The 21,808-nt window shown below is 76.2% G+C and carries 1 protein-coding gene; it reads right to left on the bottom strand.

The window, feature by feature from the left end; translation table 11 throughout:
• Nucleotides 1-14: 14 nt before the first annotated feature.
• Nucleotides 15-21,761 (bottom strand): SDR family NAD(P)-dependent oxidoreductase, encoded by a 21,747-nt coding sequence (locus tag OG570_RS29430; RefSeq protein WP_442788197.1) that lies wholly within the window; start codon nucleotides 21,759-21,761, stop codon nucleotides 15-17.
• Nucleotides 21,762-21,808 lie beyond the last annotated feature (47 nt).

Below are 21,808 nucleotides of genomic sequence, written 5' to 3'. Positions count from 1 at the left end.
TGCTCACTTTTCGGCTACGGTCGACCCTCCAAGCCGCCGACGGTGTCGAGCCAGTGCAGCACCACCTCTGCCGTTTCCGCGGCGTGCTCCGTGCTCATCGTGAAGTGGTCGCCCGGCACGCGGGCCGACTCGTGGGCCAGCGGCCAGACCGACGTCCGCTCCGCCAGGGACAAGGTCTCCTCCCCCGGCGGGAGTGGCACCGCGTCCTCCGGCCGAAGCACCAGCGTCGGCGTCGCCAGTTCTTCCGGCTGCCACTCGCGCAGCAGTTCCGTGTACGCGGATGCCGCCGTGATCGCGTGGTCGTGGTAGGTCGCCGCGCCTGCTTGGGCCGCTCCGTGCACCAACGCTCGGGACAGCCTCGGAGCCAGGCCGCCCGGGAGGTAGCTGTCCAGCAGGACCACTCCGGACGGTGCCAGGCCTTGGCGCTCCAGCCGGACCGTGACCGCGTGTGCGAGCAGGCCGCCCGCCGAGATTCCCAGCAGTGCGAACGGTTTCCCGTCCGCGCACGCGGTGACCGCGGCCGTCAGGACGTCGGCCAGCGCGGCGAACGACGGTGCGAGCCGCTCGTCCGCCGCGTAGCCCGGCGGGAGGACGACCGACGTCTCCCCGGGGAAGCACCGGGCGAGCTGCGCGAAGTTCAGCACGTGGTCGAACGCCGTCAGCGGCGGGAGACCGATCAGGTGCGGCCCGTCCGGCCCGCCGCCGAGCCGGACGACCTTGGCGGTCTCGCCGCCGGTGAACCGCTCCCGCAGTGCGGCCGCGCCGAGGCCGAACCGGTGCATCTCCTCGCCGAGGCCGCGTTCGGCCAAGTCCCGGTAGACGCCGCCGAGCGTGCCGTCCGGGGCCGCGTCCCCGTCGAGCAGCGGGGCCAGGTGCCGGGCGACGGCGGCGGGGGTGCCGTGGTCGTAGACCAGCGCCGCGGTGAGGCGCAGGCCGGTCGCCGACGCGAGGCGGTCGCGCAGGCCCACGGCGGTGAGCGAGTCGAGGCCGAGGTCGCGGAAGGGCCGGTCGGCGGCGATCGCCTCGACCCCCGCGTGACCCAGTTCGGCCGCGGCCTCGGTGCGGACCAGGTCGGTCAGCGCGTCCATCCGGGCCGCCGGGCCGAGGCTCCGCAAGCGCGGGAGGGCCGTGCCCGCCGGTTCCGGGACGACCAGGGCGTCGACCGCCGCGGGCACGCCGGCCAGCAGCGGGCTGGGCCGCGCCGCGGTGAAGATCGGCGCGAACCGGGTCCAGTCGACGGCCGCGACGACGGCGGTGACCCGCTGCTCGCGCAGCACCGCGCGCAGCCCGGACAGCGCCGGACCGGGGGCCATCGTCCGCACCGCCCGGCGGTGCAGGTGTTCGCGCGCGTCCTCCTCGGTGGTCATGCCGTCGGCCCAGGCGCCCCAGGCGACCGACACCGCGGCTTCGCCCCGGGCGCGCCGGATCTCGGCCAGCGCGTCGAGGTGGCTGTTGGCCGCCGCGTACGCCCCCTGCCCGGCGGCGCCCCAGATCGCGGCCGCCGACGAGAACAGCACGAACGCGTCCAGGTCACCCGTCAGCTCGTCCAGGTGACGAGCGCCGGAAACCTTGGCCGCCAACACGTTCTCGAGCGCTTCGGGCGTGCAGTCGGCGATCGTGACGGCGCCACCGGAGACGCCGGCGGCGTGCACGACGGCGTCCGGCGGGTACTCCGCCAGCACCCGCGCGACGGTGTCCCGGTCCGCGACGTCCCCGGCGACCAGGCTCACCCGGACACCGGCCTTGTCTACCTCCGCGGCCAGTTCCGCCGCGCCGGGCGCGGTGCCCCCACGACGGCTCAGCAGCACCAGGTGCGCCGCTCCCGCTTCGGCCAGCCAGCGGACGACGTGCCCGGCGACGCCGCCGGTGCCGCCCGTCACCAGGACCGTGCCCCGCGGTGTCCAGCCCGGTCCGGCCGGGACCGGGCGCGCCGGGACCAGCCGGCGGGCGAACACCCCCACCGCGCGGACGGCGACCTGGTCCTCCGATCCGCCGATGACCGCGAGCACCCGCTGAACGGCGGTCTCGTCGAGCGTTTCGGGCACGTCGACCAAGCCGCCCCAGCGGCCGGGGTGCTCCAGGGCGAGGGTCCGGCCGAGGCCCCACACCTGCGCGGCGGCGGCGTCGGACGGCACGTCGTCGCCCCCGGTCCCGACGGCCCCGGACGTCACCACCCAGAGGCGCGGGCCGTCCTCCGCGAGCAGGGATTGCAGCAGCGGCAACGCGCTCGCGGCGTCCGTGGCCCGCACGAGGACGGCGTCCGGGGGTCCGTCGTCGCCCAGCACCGTGGCGAGCGCAGGGTCACCGAGCACCCGCACTCGGGGTCGCGCCGGCGCGGGTTCCGGCAGCCGGGTCCACTCGACCTGGTAGCGCCACGGCCGGAGCACGGCCTCGCCGCGCCGCTCGCGGTGCCAGCGGGTCAGCTCGGGCAGGACGTCACGCAGCCGCTCCGGGTCGGGCAGGGCGAGGACCTCGCTCAGCGACTCGGCGTCCTCCGCCGCCACCGCCTCCCAGAACGACGTCTCGGCGTGGTCGCGGGCCGGCGCGGACTCCAGCCAGTAGTGCTGCCGCTGGAACGCCGTCGTCGGCAGCGGCACGACCGGGACGTCCGCCGGCACCACCGGTGCCCAGTCCACCGGGACGCCGTGGACGAACAGCTCGGCCAGCCCCGTCAGCAGGGTCTCGCGTTCGGGCCGGTCACGACGGGACAGGGCGACGGCGACCGCGTCACCGTCCGGCCCGCGGACCGCGGCCGCGAGACCGCCACCGGGCCCGGCCTCCACCACCGCCACGCCGCGGTCGAGCAGCACGCGGGTCACGTCGGCGAACCGGACCGGGCTGCGAACCTGACCCACCCAGTACTCCGCGGAGTCCACAGTGGACTCGACGCCGGTCACCGCGGAGATCAGCGGGATCGACGGCGGGGCGTACGTCACGGTTTCGGCGACCTCGGCGAACTCCGCGAGCATCGGCTCGACCAGTCCGGAGTGGAACGCCCGGTCGACGTCGAGGGTGGTGGTGCGGACGCCGAGTGACGCCGCGGCCGCGTGCACGGCCGCCGCTTCCCCGGAGAGCACGACGGCCTCGGGGCCGTTGACCGCGGCCAGCCAGACGCCGTCGCCGAGGACCGGCCGGACGGCCGTTTCGGAGGCCGCCACCGCGACCATCGCCCCGCCGGCGGGCAGGGCCTGCATGAGGCGGCCCCGCGTCGCGACCAGTTTCGCCGCGTCGGGCAACGAGAACACGCCCGCGACGTACGCCGCGGTCAGCTCGCCCAGCGAATGCCCGGCCACCACCGCCGGGCGGACACCGAACGACGCCAGCAGCCGCACCAGCGCGACCTCCATCGCGAACAGCGCGGCCTGTGTGTAAGCGGTCTCGTGCACCAGTTCCGCCGCGATCGCCGCGCGCAGCGGCCGCTCGAGGTAGCCGTCGAACTCGGCGCAGACCTCGTCGAAGGCCTCGGCGTACACCGGGAACGCCTCGTACAGCTCGCGGCCCATGCCGGGCCGTTGCGCGCCCTGGCCGTTGAACACGAACGCGACGTCGAGCGCGCGCGGCCCGGCGAACCCGCGCAGGCCCGCCCCGGCGGCGATCGCTTCCAGGCCGTCGGCCGCCTGCTGCGGGGTTTCGGCGAGGACGACGGCGCGGTGGTCCCACCGCGCCCGGCCGGTCAGCAGGGACCGGGCCACGCTCGCCGCCGGCAGCTGGGCAACGGCGGAGGCGAGCTTCCCAGCCTGCTCGGCCAGCCCGGCGGCCGTGCGGGCCGACACCACCAGCGGCACCGCGCCCGCCGCGACGGGCGGCTCGGGCCGGGCGGCGGCCGGGGCCTGCTCCAGGACGACGTGGGCGTTGGTCCCGCTGACGCCGAAGGCGGACACCCCGGCGCGGCGCGGGCGGCCGGCTTCCGGCCACGGCGCCGGTGCGGTGAGCAGCCGGATCGCGCCGGACGTCCAGTCCACCTTCGCCGACGGCCGGTCCGCGTGCAGGGTCTTCGGCAGCACGCCGTGGCGCAGCGCCAGGACCATCTTGATCACCCCGGCGACCCCGGCCGCGGACTGCGTGTGCCCGACGTTCGACTTCAGCGACCCGAGCAGCAGCGGCCGCTCCCGGTCGCGGCCGTAGGTCGCCAGCAGCGCCTGCGCCTCGATCGGGTCACCCAGGGTCGTCCCGGTGCCGTGCGCCTCCACGGCGTCCACTTCGGACGGTGCCACCCCGGCGTCGGCGAGGGCCTGCCGGATCACCGCCTGCTGCGCCGGGCCGTTCGGCGCGGTCAGGCCGTTCGACGCGCCATCGGAGTTCACCGCCGACCCGCGCACCACGGCCAAGACCTCCCGACCGTCGCGGACCGCGTCGGAAAGCCGTTGCAGCACCAGCACTCCGACGCCCTCACCCCAGCCCGTGCCGTCGGCATCGTCCGAAAAGGACTTGCAGCGGCCGTCCGCCGCGAGGCCGCGCTGGCGGGCGAACTCGACGAACGCGGCGGGCGTCGCCATCACCGTCGCACCGCCGGCCAGCGCCATCGAGCACTCCCCCGACCGCAGCGCCTGCGCGGCCAGGTGAATCGCCACCAGCGACGACGAGCACGCCGTGTCGAGCGTGACCGAGGGGCCGCGCAGGCCGAGCGTGTAGGACACCCGGCCGGACAGCACGCTCGACGACGAGCCGGTCAGCGCGTAGCCGGCGAGGTCGTCCGACGCCGGGCCGGCGCCGTAGCCGAGGACCGCCGCGCCGAAGTACACGCCGACGTCCTGCCCGCGCAACGACGTCGGGGCGACCCCCGAGCGTTCCAGGGCCTCCCACGACGTCTGCAGCAGCAACCGCTGCTGCGGGTCCATCGCCAGTGCTTCGCGCGGCGAGATCCCGAAGAACTCCGGGTCGAAGAGCCCGGCGTCGTGCAGGAACGCCCCGGCCAGGCTGTAGGTCTTCCCCGGGGTGCCGGGCGTGGGGTCGTAGACGGCGCCGGCGTCCCAGCCGCGGTCCGCGGGGAACTCGGTGACCGCGTCGGTGCCCGCGGACAGCAGGTCCCACAACGCTTCCGGGCCGTCGACGCCGCCGGGCAGGTGCACGCCCATGCCGACGATCACGATCGGGTCGTCGGCGGTCACCGCGGACGCCAGGGCCACCACGGTGGCGGCGCCGAACAGCTCGTCGTGCAGGTGCGCGGCGAGCGCGGCCGGATCCGGGTGGTCGAACACGACGGTGACCGGCAACGCGAGCCCGGTCGCGGTGGCCAGCCGGGTGCGCAGTTCCATCGCCGTGAGCGAGTCGAACCCGGCGTCGCGGAAGGCGCGAGCCGCCGGGACCTCGTCCTGCTCGCCCAGCACCGCGGTGGCCTGGGCCTGGACCACGCCGGTGAGGTGGCCGAGCCGGGCCGGGCGATCGAGGTCGCGCAGGCGTGCCCGCAGGGTTTCGGCCGCGGTGACGTCGGGGACGTCCGGTGCGGCGGCAGCGTCGGCGGCTTCGGGGATGCCGTCGAGCAGCGGGCTCGGGCGGGCCGCGGTGAACAGCGGCGCGAACCGCGGCCAGTCCACCGCCGCGACGACGGCGGCCGGGCGGCCGTCACGCAGGGCGGCCCGCAGCGCCGAGAGGGCGAGGTCCGGGGCCATGGTGAGCACCGCGCGCCGGGCGAACCCGGCACCGGCCTCCTCGGCCATGCCGCCGGCCCAGGCCCCCCAGGCGACCGACAGCGCGGCCCGGCCCCGGGCGTGGCGGATCTCGGCCAGGGCGTCGAGGTGGCTGTTCGCGGCCGCGTAGGCGCCCTGCCCGGCGGCACCCCAGGTCGCGGCGGCCGAGGAGAACAGCACGAACGCGTCCAGGTCGCCCGTCAGCTCGTCCAGGTGACGCGCCCCGACGACCTTCGCGCGGACCTCGTCGAGGTCTTCCGGCGTGCAGTCGGCGACGGCCACCGCGCCGCCCGGGACACCGGCGGCGTGCACGACGGCGTCCGGCGGGTACTCCGCCAGCACCCGCGCCACGGTCTCGCGGTCCGCCACGTCGCCGGCCACCAGCGTCACGCGGACGTCGAGCGCGGCCAGGTCCGCCGCGCCGGGCGCGTCGGCGCCGCGGCGGCTCAGCAGCACCAGGTGCTCGGCCCCGGCTTCGGCGAGCCAGCGGACGACGTGCCGGCCGACGCCGCCGGTGCCGCCGGTCACCAGGACCGTCCCGCGCGGCGTCCAGCCCGGGCCTGCGACATTGCCGGCACGGACGAGCCGGCGGGCGTACAGGCCGGTCGCGCGCACGGCGACCTGGTCCTCGGGGCCCTGCAACGCGCTGAGCAGCCGCCGGGCCGTGGTCGCGTCGGCGTCGGCGGGCAGGTCGATCAGCCCGCCCCAGCGGCCGGGGTGCTCCAGCGCGGCGGTGCGGCCGAGGCCCCAGACCTCGGCGCCCGCGGCGTCGTCGGGGGCGCTGTCGACGCCGACGGCGCCGCGGGTCACCACCCAGACGCGGCCGGTGTCCGCGGCGAGCGCGGCCTGGATGCGCGGCAACGCGGTCCGCGCGTCCGCGGCGAAGACGACGACGCCGTCGGCCGGGCCGGTCCCGGCGCCCGGCAGACCGGCGAGCACGGGGTCGTCGCCGTCCACGAGCCAGCGGCCGGTGCCGGCCGGTTCGGGGACGCGGACCCACTCGACGCGGTAGCACCACGAGGCGGCCGTGGCGGCGTCGCGGCGGGTAGCGCGCCAGCGTGTCAGGCCGGGCACCAGGGCGCGCAGGGCGTCCTGGTCGGTGCCGGAGAGGGTGTCGCCGAGGGTGGCGAGGTCGTCCTGCGCGACGGCGTCCCAGAAGTCGCCGTCGGAGCCCGCCGCGGTGGCCGGGCGCGGCGTGAGCCAGAAACGTTCCTCCTGGAAGACCGTGGTCGGCAGCGGGACGACGCCGGTGTGCCCGGCGGGGAAGGCGCCGGTCCAGTCGACGTCGACGCCGTGGACGAACAGCTCGGCCGCGGACTTGAGCAACCGCGGCCATTCGGGCCGGTCGCGGCGCAGGGTTCCGGCGACCAGCACGGTGTCGTCGTCGAGGGTCTCGCGTATAGCCGGGCCGAGCACCGGGTGCGAGCTGGTCTCGAGGAACACGCGGTGGCCTTCGCCGGCCAGTGCGCGGATCGCGTCGGCGAAGCGGACGGTGCCGCGCAGGTTGCGGAACCAGTAGTCCGGCGGCAGCGGCGCGGTGATCCACGCACTGTCCACAGTGGAGTACCACGGGACGGCCGGGACGTCGCCCGGCACGTCGGCGAGGGCGGCGCGCAGGTCGGCCTCGATGCCTTCGACCTGGGCGGTGTGCGAGGCGTAGTCCACCGGCACGCGGCGGACGCGGATGTCCTTGGCGCGGTACAGCTCTTCGAGGTCGTCGAGCGCCTCCGGGACGCCGGCGAGCACGACGGCGGACGGCGAGTTCACGGCCGCGATCTCGACGCCGTCGACGAGCGCGACCTCGTCGGCACCGACCGCGACGGACAGCATCCCGCCGTGGCCGGCCAGCCGCCGGCCGATGATCCGGCTGCGGACGGCCACCACCCGGGCGGCGTCTTCGAGGGAGAGCGCCCCGGCGACACACGCCGCGGCGATCTCGCCCTGCGAGTGCCCGACGACGGCGTCCGGCCGCACGCCCAGCGACTCCCACACCGCGGCCAGCGACACCATGACCGCGAACGACACCGGCTGGACGACGTCCACGGCGTCGAGGGGCCGGCCTTCGCGCACCACGTCGGCCAGGGACCAGTCCACGTGCGGTGCCAGGGCGGCCGCGCACGCTTCCATCCGGGCCGCGAACACCGGGTTCGCCGCCCAGAGTTCCCGGCCCATCCCGGTCCACTGCGCGCCCTGGCCGGGGAACACCCAGGTGAGCGGGCCGCCCGGCCCGGCGACGCCGGTCACGACGTCGGCGCGGTCCTCGGTGATGCGGCGGAGGGCGTCGGCGGGCTCGTCGGAGAGGACGACGGCGCGGTGCTCCCAGGTGGCGCGGGAGCGGACCAGCGACCAGCCGATGGCAGCCGCTTCTCCGACGACCGATGCCAGCCGTGCGGCCTGCTCGGCCAGCCCGGTCGCCGAACGGGCCGAGACCACGAGCGGCACCAGCCCGCCGGCCGGCTCCGGGCGCACGGGCGCGGGTCCCTGCTCCAGGACGAGGTGGGCGTTGGTGCCGCTGACGCCGAACGACGACACCCCGGCGCGGCGGGGCCGGTCGCCTTCCGGCCAGGGCCGGGCCTCGGTGAGCAGCCGGACCGCGCCGGTCGTCCAGTCCACTTCGGACGTCGGCGCGTCGGCGTGCAGCGTCCGGGGCAGGACTCCGTGGCGCATGGCCAGGATCATCTTGAGCACGCCCGCGACGCCGGCCGCGGCCTGGGTGTGCCCGATGTTGGACTTCAGCGACCCCAGCCACAACGGTTCCGAGCGGTCCTGACCGTACGTCGCGAGGAGCGCCTGCGCCTCGATCGGATCACCGAGGGACGTCCCGGTGCCGTGCGCCTCGACGGCGTCCACATCGGACGGTCGCAGGCCCGCGTTGGCCAGGGCCCGCCGGATCACCGCCTGCTGCGCGGGGCCGTTCGGCGCGGTGAGCCCGTTGGACGCGCCGTCCTGGTTGACCGCCGTCCCGCGCACCACAGCCAGGACCTCACGGCCTTCGCGCAGGGCGTCGGAAAGCCGTTGCAGCACCACGACTCCGACGCCTTCGGCCCAGCCGGTGCCGTCGGCTTCGTCCGAAAAGGACTTGCAGCGGCCGTCGGCGGCCAGGCCGCGCTGGCGCGAGAACTCGACGAAGACACCCGGGGTCGCCATCACCGTGGCGCCGCCCGCCAGGGCCATCGAGCACTCCCCCGACCGCAGCGACTGCGCGGCCAGGTGGATGGTGACGAGCGACGACGAGCACGCGGTGTCGACGGTGACGGCGGGTCCGCGCAGGCCGAGGACGTACGAGACGCGCCCGGCCGCGACGCTGCCGGCGGCGCCGGTGCCCAGCATCCCTTCGAGGCCGCTGTCGTGCGCGCCGGTGCCGTAGTCGTGGTACATCAGGCCGGTGAACACGCCGATGTCCTGCCCCCGCACCGAATCCGGGGCGATCCCGGCGCGTTCGAGGGCCTCCCACGACGTCTGCAGCAGCAGCCGCTGCTGAGGGTCCATGGCCAGGGCCTCGCGGCGGGAGATCCCGAAGAAGCCCGGGTCGAACAGCGCCGCGTCGTGCAGGAAGCCGCCGTGGCGGGTGTAGGACTTGCCCGCGGCGTCCGGGTCGGGGTCGTAGAGCGCCTCGACGTCCCAGCCGCGGTCGGTGGGAAACGGCGTCACGGCGTCGACCCCGCCGTCGAGCAGCGCCCACAGCTCGTCCGGGGTGCGCACGCCGCCGGGCAGGCGCAGGCCCATGCCGACGACGGCGATCGGGTCGTCGGCGACGACGGCGGTGGCCGGTGTCGGGGTCGGGGTCGCGGTCCCGCCCAGGAGGGTGTCGCGCAGGTGCCCGGCCAGTTCGGCCGGGCTCGGGAAGTCGAAGACGACGGTGGCGGGCAGCGTGACGCCGGTCGCGGCGGTGAGCCGGTTGCGCAGTTCGACGGCGGTCAGCGAGTCGAAGCCGGCGTCGCGGAAGGGCCGGGTGGCGCCGACGGTGGTGCCCGCGCCGAGCACGGCGGCGGCCTCGGTGCGAACGAGGGTGAGCAGCGCGGCCGCGTCGGCGTTCGTGACGCGCGGTGCCCGGCCGGCCCGGCGGCGCACCGGCCCGACCAGGTCGTTCAGCAGCGCCGGGACGTCACCGGTGCGGGCGTGCTCGCGCAGTGCGGGGACATCGAACTCGGCCGGGACCAGCACGGTGGTGGCCGAGGCGAGCGCGGCGTCGAACAGCCGCATCCCGTGCCCGGGGTCGAGGGCCCGGATGCCGGCGCGGGCCAGCCGCGCGCCGTCGGCGGCCGCGCCCAAGCCGTCGCTCCACAGGCCCCACGCGAGTGACTGCGCGGGCCGCCCGGCCGCCCGGCGGCGGACGGCGAGGGCGTCGAGGAACGCGTTGGCCGCGGCGTAGTTGCCCTGGCCCGCGCCGCCGAGCACGCCGGACAGCGACGAGAAGAGCACGAACGCCCGGAGGTCGGCGTCGCGGGTCAGCTCGTCGAGGTGCACGGCGGCGTCGGCCTTCGGACGGAAGACCGTCTCGACGCGGGCGGCGTCGAGGGCGGTGACGACGCCGTCGTCCAGCACGCCCGCGGCGTGGACCACGGCGGTCAGCGGCGCGTCGGCGGGCACGCGGGCGAGCAGGGCGCGGACCTGCTCGCGGTCGCCGAGGTCGGCGGCGGCCACCTCGACCCGCGCGCCCAGGCCGCGCAGGTCGTCGCACAGTTCGGCGACGCCGGGCGCGGTCTCGCCGCGGCGGGAGGCGAGGAGCAGGCTGCGCACCCCGTGCTCGGCGACGACGTGCCGGGCGACGAGCGAGCCGAGGGTGCCGGTGCCGCCGGTGATCAGCACGGTGCCCGCCGGGTCGAGCGCGCTCGACCCGGTGTCGCGCCGGGCGCGGACCAGCCGGGGCACCCGGACCTGGCCGTCGCGGAGCGCGCACTGGTTCTCCGCCGGTCCGGCGGGATCGCGCCAGGACGTGCCGGGCGCGGGTGCGTCGCCGAGGTCGACGAGCGCGAACCGGCCCGGGTGCTCGGCCTGCGCCGCGCGGACCAGGCCCCAGACGGCGGCCGCGGCCGGGTCGGCGAGCGCGTCCCGGGTGAGGACGACGAGCCTTGCTTCCTTTCGACGCGGGTCGGCGAGGAAGGCCTGCAGCACGTCGAGCACGCCGGTGACGGCTTCCCGGGCACCGGCGGTTTCGACGAAGAGCAGCACCTGCGTATCGGCTGAGGCCGCGGCCAGTCCTGCCGCGTCGGTGATGATCACGGCCGGGACCGCCGGGGCGTCGGACGGGGTCACGGACCGCCAGTCCACTGTGTACAGAGCGTCGTCCTGGGCCTCGCCGAGCTGGGCGGGAGCGGGACGGGTGACCAGCGAGCCCACCGACAGCACGGGCGCGCCGGTCGGGTCGGTCAGGGCGAGCGTGAGCCCGCCGGTGCCGTCGGGCCGGAGGTGGACGCGAGCCGCCGACGCGCCGTCGGCGTGGACCACGACGTCGCGCCAGGCGAACGGCAGCGCCGCGGTGCCGGCGGCCGGCGCGGCCGGGTGCAGGGCGGCGTCGAACAACGCCGGGTGGATCGTGTACCCGGCGACGTCGGCGCCTTCGGGCAGCTCGATCTCGGCGTACAGGTCGTCGCCGCGGCGCCAGGCGGCGGTGAGGCAGCGGAAGAGCGGGCCGTACCCCAGGCCGCGATCGGCCAGGGTGTCGTAGCAGCCTTCGACGTCCACGGGTTCCGCGCCGGGCGGCGGCCACTCGGTCACGTCGGCCGTCGGGGCCGGGGTGTCGGCGGCCAGCACGCCGCTCGCGTGCCGGGTCCACGGGCCGTCGCCCCGGCGGGAGTACACGCCGACGGTGCGGCGGCCGTCGTCGTCCGGTCCGGCGACCACCCGCAGCTGCGGGTCGGCGCCGTCGGTCACCGGCAGCGGCGCCTCGATGACGAGTTCCCGCAGCAGGGGCAGGCCGAGCCGGTCGCCGGCCTGGACGGCGAGTTCGACGAGCGCGGTGCCGGGGAGCAGCGCGACACCGCCGACGGTGTGGTCGGCCAGCCAGGGCAGCGCGGTGTGCGAGAGCCGGCCGGTCAGGACGAGGCCGCCGGACTCGGGGTCGTCGACGGCGGCGCGCAGCATCGGGTGCGCGAGCTTGTCCTGACCGAGCCCGGCCGGGTCGGCGGTCGCGGCGGGCCGGGCGAGCCAGAAGTGTTCGCGCCGGAACGCCGTGACCGGCAAGGGAACATTGGCCCGGTAGCCCGGCGGGAAGAGCTGCGTCCAGTCGACGTCGGCGCCGTGCGCGAAGGCCTCGGCGAGCCCGGTGAGGAACGTCGTGACCTCGCCCCGGCCACGACGGGAAAGGGCGGCCACCGCCGGTCCGGCCGCGTCGATCAGGGGCGTCAGCGCGGCGTCGGGGCCGACTTCCAGCACGGCCACCACGGACCGGTCCAGCAGCGTCGTGACGGCGTCGGCGAAGCGCACCGGCCGCCGCACCTGGTCGACCCAGTAGCCCGCCGAGCACAGCTCCGCCCCGGCGACCGCACCGGACACAGTGGACACCAGCGGCACCACCGGCTCGTGGTAGCCCACGCGTGCCGCCACCTCGGCGAACTCCGCCAGCATCGGTTCGACCAGTCCGGAGTGGAACGCCTGCGAGACGGTCAGCCGCTTCACCCGGTACGGCAGCCGCTCCGCCGCGGCCTCGATCGCTTCGGCGGTCCCGGACAGCACCACGGACTGCGGGCCGTTCACCGCGGCGAGCCAGACGCCGTCGCCCAGTACGGAGTGGACGTCCACTTCGGACGCTTCGACGGCCACCATCGCGCCACCGGCGGGCAGCGCCTGCATCAGCCGTCCGCGAGCGGCGACGAGCATCGCCGCGTCCGGCAAGGAGAACACGCACGCGACGTGGGCCGCGGTGATCTCGCCGAGCGAGTGCCCGGCGACCACCCGCGGCTTCAGCCCGAACGACTCCAGCAGCCGCACCATCGCGACCTCGACCGCGAACAACCCCGCCTGCGTGTAGCGGGTCTCGTGCACCAGCTCTGAGGCGATCGCTTCCCGCAGCGGCCGGTCCAGGTGCCGGTCGAACTCGGCGCAGACCTCATCGAACGCCGTCGCGAACACCGGGAACTCCGCCGCCAGCTCCGCACCCATCCCGATCCGCTGCGCACCCTGACCGGTGAACACCAGCGCGACGCCGTGACGCGCCGGGTCGGCTTCGCCGCGGACCACCGTCCCGCCGCGCAGGGCCGCGGCCACGTCGGTCCCGCGGTCGGCCAGCACGACCGCGCGGTGCTCCCACACCGCGCGCGACCGCAGCAGCGACCACGCCACCGCACCCAGGTCGGGCGCGTCTTCGAGGGTCGCGGCCAGGCGTTCGGCCTGCTCGGTGAGCCCGTCGGCCGACCGGGCCGACACGACGACCGGCACCACTCCCCCGGCCGCGGGCGGTGCGGCCGCCGCCGGGACGCCCTCTTCCAGGACGAGGTGCGCGTTGGTCCCGCTGACGCCGAACGACGACACCCCGGCCCGGCGCGGCCGGTCCCCGCGAGGCCAGTCAACAGCTTCGGTGAGCAGCCGGACGGCACCGGACGTCCAGTCCACCCGGGTCGAGGGCGTGCCCGCGTGCAGCGTCGGCGGCAGCACACCGTGCCGCATGGCGAGGACCATCTTCATCACCCCGGCCACGCCGGACGCGGCCTGGGCGTGACCGATGTTCGACTTCAGCGACCCCAGCCACAACGGCGTTCCGCGGTCCTGGCCGTACGTCGCCAGCAGCGCTTGAGCCTCGATCGGATCGCCGAGCCGCGTACCGGTGCCGTGCGCCTCGACGGCGTCCACTTCGGACGGTGTCACTCCGGCGTTGGCCAGCGCCTGCCGGATCACCGCCTGCTGCGCGGGGCCACTCGGCGCGGTGAGCCCGTTCGACGCACCGTCCTGGTTGACCGCCGTCCCCCGCACGACCGCCAGCACCTCACGGCCTTCGCGGACCGCGTCGGACAGCCGTTGCAGCACCACTACGCCGACGCCTTCACCCCAGCCCGTGCCGTCCGCATCGTCCGAAAAGGACTTGCAGCGGCCGTCCGCGGCGAGGCCGCGCTGCCGGGAGAACTCGACGAACACACCGGGCGTCGCCATCACCGTCGCGCCGCCGGCCAGCGCCATCGTGCACTCGCCCGACCGCAGCGACTGCGCGGCCAGGTGGATCGCGACCAGCGACGACGAACACGCCGTGTCGACGGTGACGGCCGGGCCCTGCACACCGAGCACATAGGACACCCGGCCCGCGGCGACGCTACCCGCGGAGCCGGCGCCGAGCATGCCTTCCAGGCCTTCGTCGGCGGTCGCGTAGTCGTGGTACATCAGCCCGGTGAAGACGCCGACGCGTTGCCCGCGCAGGGAATCCGGGGCGACACCCGCGCGTTCCAGCGCCTCCCACGACGTCTGCAGCAGCAGCCGCTGCTGCGGGTCCATGGCCAGGGCCTCGCGGCGGGAGATCCCGAAGAAGTCGGGGTCGAACACACCCGCGTCGTGCAGGAACCCGCCCGAGCGCGTGTAGGACTTGCCCACCTTGTCCGGGTCCGGGTCGTACAGCCCGGCCACGTCCCAGCCGCGGCCGGCGGGGAACGGCGCCACGGCGTCGACCCCACCGGACACCAGGTCCCACAACGCTTCCGGGCTCTCGACGCCGCCGGGCAGGCGCACGCCCATGCCGACGATGACGACCGGGTCGTCGACGGCCGCCGCGGGCACGACCTCGGCGGGCGCGTCACCCGCCGCCTCGCCGTGCAGGTACCCGGCCAGCAGCGCCGGGGTCGGGTGGTCGAACACGACCGTCGGCGGCAGGTCCAGGCCGGTCGCGGCGGCCAGCCGGTTGCGCAGCTCGACCGCGGCCAGGGAGTCGACGCCGACGTCGCGGAACGCCCGCGCCGGGGCGACCGGGTCGCCGCCGAGGACGACCGAGGCCTCCGCGCACACCAGCTCGACCAGCTGGTCCCGCTCGAACCCGGACGCGGGTGTGACCGGGGCCGCGGCGGCCCGGGCCCGCCCGGCCAGGGACCGCAGCACCGGCGGGACCGGCCCCGCTTCGCGGACGGCGGCGAGGTCGAGGGCCATCGGCACCAGCACCGGCCGGGGCGAGGCGAGCGCCGCGTCGAACAACGCCATCCCTGCCGCGGCGTCGAGCGCGCCGAACCCGAGGCGGGCCAGCCGGGCGGTGTCGGCCCCGGCGTTCAGCCCGCGTTCGCCCGCCCACAGGCCCCACGCCAGCGACACGGCGGGGCGGCCGGCCGCGCGGCGGCGCTCGGCCAGGCCGTCGAGGAAGCCGTTGGCCGCGGCGTAGTTCGCCTGCCCGGCGCCGCCGAGCACACCGGCCACCGAAGAGAAGAGCACGAAGAAGGCCAAGTCGCCGGTCAGCTCGTCGAGGTGCGCGGCGGCGTCGGCCTTGGGCCGGAACACGCGGTCCACCCGCGTCGCGTCGAGCGCCGTCACGACGCCGTCGTCGAGCACGCCCGCGGCGTGGACGACGCCGATCAGCGGGGCGTCGTCCGGCACACGGGTCAGGAGCGCGGCGACCTGGTCGCGGTCGGCGGTGTCGCAGGCGACGACGTCGACGCGCACCCCCCGGCCACGCAGTTCGCCGGCCAGCTCGCGGGCGCCGTCGGCGTCGGGTCCGCGACGGGACGCGAGCAGCAGGCTGCGGACGCCGTGGGTGCCGGTCAGGTGCCGGGCGACGAGGGCGCCGAGCATGCCCGTGCCGCCGGTGATCAGCACGGTCCCGGCGGGGTCGAAGGCGACGGCGTCGCGGACCGGTTCCCGGACGAGCCGCGGCACTTCGATCCGGCCGTCGCGCACCCGGAACTCGGCCTCGCCGCGGGCGTCGGCCACCGCCAGGTGTCCACTGTGGACGTCACCGGCGGCCAGCACGAACCGTCCGGGGTGCTCGGCCTGCGCGCTGCGCACGAGCCCGCCGACGGCCGACGCCACCGGCCCGTCGGCGCCGGTGACCACCACGAGGCGGCTCGGCGAGGAGACGAACCGCCGGATCGCCGCCAGCACGGTGCCCACGGCGGTCCGGGCGTCGCCGGACACGACGTGCAGCGCGACCCACGGCGGCAGCTCGTCGTCGTCCGCTCCGGTGATCGTCCACAACGGACTGCCGTCGGCGACGTCGGCCGGGAGGGTGGTCCAGTCGAGGGCGAAGAGACGGCCGTCGGCCGGGCCTCCTGGGGACACCGGACGGCTGAGCAGCGCGCCGACGGACAGCACCGGTGCTCCCGTCGCGTCGGCCAGTTCCAGGGAGATGCCGCCGGTCACCGGGCGGATCCACGCCCGGGCCGCGGTCGCGCCGGTGGCGTGGACGGCGACGTCCTGCCACGCGAACGGCAGCGCGACGCCGTCGCCGGCTTCGAGCGCCGTGACGTGCAGGGCGGCGTCGAACAGCGCGGGGTGCACGGCGAAGTCCCCTGCGCCCGCGCCCAGCGCGACTTCGGCGAACAGCTCGTCGTCCCGGCGCCACGCCGCGGTGACGCCCCGGAACGCCGGGCCGTAGGCGTAGCCGCGCGCGGCCAGGACGTCGTAGAAGCCGTCGAGGTCGAGCTGGTCGGCGCCGGCCGGGGGCCAGTCCGCCGGGGCCTTCGGGGCCGGCTCCCCCGCGACGAGGAAGCCGGAGGCGTGCCGGGTCCAGGAGGTCTCGCCGGCCGGCCGGGAGTGGACGGCGACGGGCCGGCGGCCGTCCTGGCCGGGCCCGGCGACGACGTGGAGCTGGCGGACGCCGTCCAGGGGCAGCGGGGCCTCGATGACGAGTTCCCGCACCACCGGGGTCCCGGCCTGGCGGCCGGCCTGGACCGCCAGCTCGACCAGGGCGGTGCCGGGGACGACGGCGGTGCCCGCCACGGTGTGGTCGGCGAGCCACGGCTGCGCGTCGTGGGAGAGCCGCCCGGTCAGCACGACGGTGTCCGAGCCGGGGTCGTCGATCGCCGCGCCCAGCAGGGCATGTGTCAGGGGCCGCAGCCCGGCGGCCGAGACGTCGGCCGGCGCGGCCTGCTGCTCGAGCCAGAAGTGGCGGTCCTGGAAGGCCGTGGTCGGCAGCGGCACGATCCGCCGCGCGCCGGCCGGGAACAGCGGTGTCCAGTCGACGTCGACGCCGCGGGTGAACAGCTCGGCCAGCGCGGCGAGGGCGGTGCCCTTCTCGGACCGGTCCCGGCGGCTCAGCGCGACGGCGACCAGCGGCTCGCCGGCCATCGCGGTCAACGCGGCGTCCGGCCCGACCTCCAGCACGGCCGCCACCGCCTGCCCGGCGACGGTGCGCAGCGCGTCGCCGAACCGCACGGGCCGGCGCACCTGGTCCACCCAGTACCGCGGCGAGCACAGCTCCGCCCCGGCGAGTTGTCCGGACACAGTGGACACGACCGGTACGAGCGGTTCGTGGTACTCGACGCGGGCGGCGGCTTCGGCGAATTCGGCCAGCATGGGCTCGACGAGCCCGGAGTGGAACGCGTGGGCGACGGTCAGCTCGGTCGTCCGGAAACCCCGTCCGGACAACGATTCCGCCGCGGCCTGGATAGCGTCCGCCTCGCCCGAGAGCACCACGGACCGCGGGCCGTTGACGGCCGCGAGCCACACTCCGCCGCCCAGCAGCGGCTCGACGTCGGTCTCGGCCGCGGCGACGGCGACCATGCGCCCGCCGGCGGGGAGCGCCTGCATCAGGCGGCCGCGCGCGGTGACCAGCAGCGCGGTGTCGGCCAGGGAGAACACCCCGGCGACGTGGGCGGCGCTCAGCTCGCCCAGCGAGTGGCCCGCGAGCACCTTGGGCCGGACGCCGAACGACGCGAGCAGCCGCACCATCGCGACCTCGACCGCGAACAACCCCGCCTGGGTGTAGACGGTTTCGTGCACCAGTTCCGACGCGATCGCCTCGCGCAGCGGGCGGTCGAGGTGCCGGTCCAGCTCCGCGCAGACCTCGTCGAACGCCTCGGCGTACGCCGGGAAAGCTTCGTACAGCTCGTTTCCCATACCCGCGCGCTGCGCGCCCTGCCCGGTGAACAGGAAGCCCACACCGCCGAGCGCCGGATCCACTTCACCCCGGGTCACGCCTCGGCCGAGGTCTTCCAGAGCCGAAAGGGCTTGGTCACGGTCCTCGGCCAGGATCACGGCGCGGTGCTCCCAGACGGCCCGGGTGCCGAGCAGCGACCAGCCTGCCGCGCCGAGGTCGTCGTCGAGAGCGGCCGCCAGCCGGGCGGCCTGCGCGGTCAGGCCCGCTGCCGAACGGGCCGAGATCACCAGCGGCACCACCGGTCCGGTCTCCCCCGCGGCCGGGGCGGTCGCGCGTTCGGGGGCCTGTTCGAGGACGACGTGCGCGTTGGTGCCGGAGATGCCGAACGCCGACACCCCGGCCCGGCGCGGGTGGTCCGTCTCGGGCCACGGCCGGGCGTCGGCGAGCAGCCGGACCGCCCCGGACGTCCAGTCCACGCGCGACGACGGCGTGTCCGCGTGCAGCGTCTTCGGCAGCCGGGCGTGCCGCATGGCCAGGATCATCTTGATCACGCCGGTGACCCCGGCCGCGGCCTGGGTGTGCCCGAAGTTGGACTTGACCGAGCCGAGCCACAGCGGCCGGTCCGGTGCGCGGTCACGGCCGTAGGTGGCCAGGAGGGCCTGGGCTTCGATGGGATCGCCCAGGACGGTTCCGGTGCCGTGCGCCTCCACGGCGTCCACTTCGGACGCTTCGAGGCCCGCCCCGGCGAGCGCCCGCCGGATCACCGCCTGCTGAGCGGGACCGTTCGGCGCGGTCAGCCCGTTCGACGCGCCGTCGGAGTTGACGGCCGAACCGCGCACCACAGCCAAGACCTCCCGGCCGTCCCTGACGGCGTCGGAAAGCCGTTGCAATACAAGGACTCCGACGCCTTCACCCCAGCCTGTGCCGTCAGCTTCGTCCGAAAAGGACTTGCACCGGCCGTCCGCCGCGAGGCCGCGTTGCCGGGTGAACTCGACGAACGCCGCCGGGGTCGCCATAACCGTCGCGCCGCCCGCCAGGGCCATCGTGCACTCGCCCGCGCGCAGCGACTGCGCCGCGAGGTGCAGCGCGACCAGTGACGACGAGCACGCCGTGTCGACGGTGACCGAGGGGCCCTGGACACCGAGCACGTAGGACACCCGGCCCGAGACGACGCTGGTCGAGGATCCGGTCAGGCCGTAGCCGGTGACGTCGGCGGCCGCGTCCGGGCGGGTGCCGTACTCCTGGGTCATCGCGCCGAAGAACACGCCGACCTCCTGGCCGCGCACCGCGGTCGGCGCGACCCCGGCGCGTTCCAGGGCCTCCCACGACGTCTGCAGCACGAGCCGCTGCTGCGGGTCCATCGCGAGGGCTTCCCGGCTGGAGATCCCGAAGAAGGCGGCGTCGAACCGGCCGGCGTCGTGCAGGAAGCCGCCGACGCGGGCGGTGCCGTCGAGCCCGGTGGTGACCCAGCCGCGGTCGGCGGGGAACGCCGAGACCGCGTCGACGCCGTCGGACAGCGCCTCCCACAGCGCGTCCGGGTGGTCGATGCCGCCGGGGAGCCGGAGGCCGATGCCGACGACGGCGATCGGTTCGTCGGACGCCGCCGTGGTGGCGGGCGCGGCTGTGGTGGCGGGCGCGGCCTCGGCGCCCATCCCGAGGAGCCGCGCGTGCAGGTGGGCGGCGAGCGCGGCCGGGCTGGGGTGGTCGAACACGGCCGTGGCCGGCAGGGCGAGGCCGGTGGCGGTCGCGAGCCGGTTGCGCAGTTCGACGGCGGTCAGCGAGTCGAAGCCGACGTCGCGGAACGCCCGCGTGCCGCCGATCCCGGCGCCGCCGCCGATGACCGCGGCGGCTTCGGCGCAGACCAGGTCGGTCAGGGTGGTGAGCTGCGCGGCGGCGTCCAGGCGCGCCAGCCGGGCACCGAGGGCGCCGGTGCCGGGCCGGTCGGTGCGGGCGGTCCGCCGGGCCGGGGCGGCGAGCTTCCGCAGGATCGGCGGGACGTCGCGCAGGGCGGTGACGTCGAGGGCCATCGGGACCAGCGACGGCCGGGCCGCGTCGAGCGCGCGGTCGAACAGCGCGAGGCCGCGGGCGGGTTCGAGGGCGCCGAAGCCGGAGCGCGCGAGCCGGGCGGCGTCGGCGCTCGCGGTCATCCCGGCGTCCCCGGCCCACAGGCCCCAGGCCAGGGAAACGGCGCCCGGGCGGCGGGCGGCCAGCGCGTCGAGGAAGGCGTTCGCGGCGGCGTAGCCGGCCTGGCCCGCGGCACCGAACACACCCGCGACGGACGAGAACATCGCGAACAGCGCCAGGTCGGCGTCGCGCGTCAGCTCGTCCAGGTGCACGGCGGCGTCGACCTTCGGCGCGAAGACCTTGTCCAGTCGCTCGTCGTCGAGGGACGAGAACACGCCGTCGTCGAGGACCCCGGCGGCGTGCACGATGCCGGTCAGCGAGAGGCCGTCCAGGAGCGTCCGGACCTGGTCCCGGTCGCTCAGGTCGCACGCCACGACGTCGACCCGCGCACCGTGTTCCCGCAGCTCACGCGCGGTCTCGGTGTCGGCGCCTCGACGCGACGCGAGCACGAGGTGACGTACACCGTGCTCGGTGACGAGGTGCCGTGCCATGAGCGAGCCGAGCATGCCCGTGCCGCCGGTGATCAGAACCGTGCCCGCCGGGTCGAGGGTGCGCGGCAGCGTCAGGACGTTCTTGCCGATGTGCTTGCCCTGGGCCATGAACCGGAACGCGTCCGGCGCCCGCCGGATGTCCCACGGCTTCACCGGGATCGGCCGCAGTTCTCCGGCGTCGAACAGGTCCAGGACGTGCCGGAGCAGCTCGCCGATCCGCTCCGGACCGGCTTCCGGCAGGTCGAACGCCTGGTAGCGCTCGACGTCCGTGCGGATGTCCGTCTTCCCCATCTCGAGGAAACGGCCGCCCTCGGCCAACAGCCCCAGCGACGCGTCGACGAACTCACCGGCCAGCGAGTTCAGGACGACGTCGACCTGGCCGAACTTCTCCGCGAACTCCAGAGTCCGCGAATTCGCGATGCGCTCGTCCGGAATCCCCATCTCCCGCACCACGTGCTGCTTGCCGGGGCTCGCCGTCGCGTAGACCTCGGCGCCCAGGTGGCGCGCGAGCTGGACCGCCGCCATCCCGACGCCCCCGGCCGCGGCGTGCACCAGCACGCGCTCGCCCGGCCGCAGCCCGGCCAGGTCCACGAGGCCGTAGAACGCCGTCAGGTACACGACCGGCACCGACGCGGCGCGCTCGAACGACCAGCCTTCCGGCACCGGGGCCAGGGTGCGGGCGTCGGCGACCACGACGGGCCCGAAGCCCTGCGGCACCATGCCCATGACCCGGTCGCCGACGTCCACAGTGGACACTCCCGGGCCGGTCTCCAGCACGACGCCGGCGCCTTCGCCGCCCATCCCGGCCGCGCCGACGTCGACGCCGAGGCCGGCCAGGACGTCGCGGAAGTTGAGGCCGGCGGCGCGCATGGCGAGGCGGACCTGGCCGGGTTCGAGGGGTTCCGTGGCGTGCGGTGCGGGGACGAGCGCGAGGTCGTCGAAGGTGCCACCGCCGGTTGCGGTGAGGACCCACGGCCCGTCGGGCGGGACGAGCCCGGGGTCGGGGCGCGTCAGGCGCGGCACCCAGAGGTGCCCGTCGCGCACGGCGCACTCGTCCTCACCGGCGGCCGCGAGGGTCGCGAACAGGCCGTCGGCGACGTCGCCGTCCACGAGCAGGAGCCGGCCCGGGTTCTCGGTCTGGGCGCTGCGGACCAGACCCCACACCGCCGCGCCGACCGGGTCGGGGGTGCCGCCGTCCGGGGCGACGGCGCCGGTGGTGACCACGGCGAGCCGGGTCCCGGCCTGGGCCGGGTCGGCGAGGAACTCCTGGACGGACCGCAGCATGCTCCCGACGACGTCGCGCACGCGCCGGGGCTCCTCGCCCGGGCCGCCGGTGTCGACCCGGAGCACGACGCAGTCCTGTGGTGCGGGATCTTCGTGGTGCGGGAGTTCGGTCCAGGTGAGGGTGAAGAGGGCGTCGTCGACCGGTGCGGTCAGGTGGTCGCGCGGGATCGGGCGGGTGACGAGGGAGCCGACGGACGCGACCGGCGCACCAGCCGGGTCGGCGAGGTCGAGGGCCAGGCCGTCGCCGGCCGGGCGGATCCGGACGCGCAGCGACGTCGCGCCGGTGGCGTGCACGGCGACGTCGGTCCAGGCGAAGGGCCAGGCCGTCGCCGGCCGGGCGG

Origin of the sequence: Amycolatopsis sp. NBC_01286 (genome assembly GCF_035982555.1) — a bacterium.
In the GTDB taxonomy this organism is placed as follows: domain Bacteria; phylum Actinomycetota; class Actinomycetes; order Mycobacteriales; family Pseudonocardiaceae; genus Amycolatopsis.
Note: the sequence above shows the minus strand (reverse complement) of the source record. Positions and strands in the feature narration are given on the sequence as shown.